At 41.2% G+C, this 335-nt stretch carries 1 protein-coding gene; it reads left to right on the top strand.

Translation table 11 applies throughout. The annotated features are described in order from the left end of the window. On the top strand, positions 1-335 hold a 335-nt coding region (locus CWC11_RS22295), incomplete at both ends, for a type IV pili methyl-accepting chemotaxis transducer N-terminal domain-containing protein (protein ID WP_171038531.1).

Genomic DNA, 335 nt, shown 5'->3' with positions numbered 1-335 from the left:
TAATTAATATTGCGGGTATGCAGCGGATGTTGTCCCAGCGCATCGCGCTTTTCAGTGCACAAGAGGATAAAAGAGACAGTGAGGAGCTGCGTCAAACCATTGATAAATTTGAAAGTAATCATGAGTTTTTAACTAAAACAGAGGGAGGAGAGGCTATTTATTTGAATGAGGCGCTTGCAGCGCTTTACTACCAAGAGCCAGTGCAATTGGATTTACAAAGTAATACTTTTATCACTTTATCAAGGTCTCAGTTACAGCAATCCACTCCTCAACTGGTGGAACAAATCTTTACTGCATCTCAGCATTTACTCCCAAAACTGAATGAGGCCGTTTCA

This window comes from Pseudoalteromonas sp. S3178 (assembly GCF_005886985.1).
GTDB classification, from domain to species: Bacteria; Pseudomonadota; Gammaproteobacteria; order Enterobacterales; family Alteromonadaceae; genus Pseudoalteromonas; species Pseudoalteromonas carrageenovora.
The sequence above is the reverse complement of the archived record's forward strand: the minus strand, read 5'-3'. Positions and strand labels throughout refer to the sequence as shown.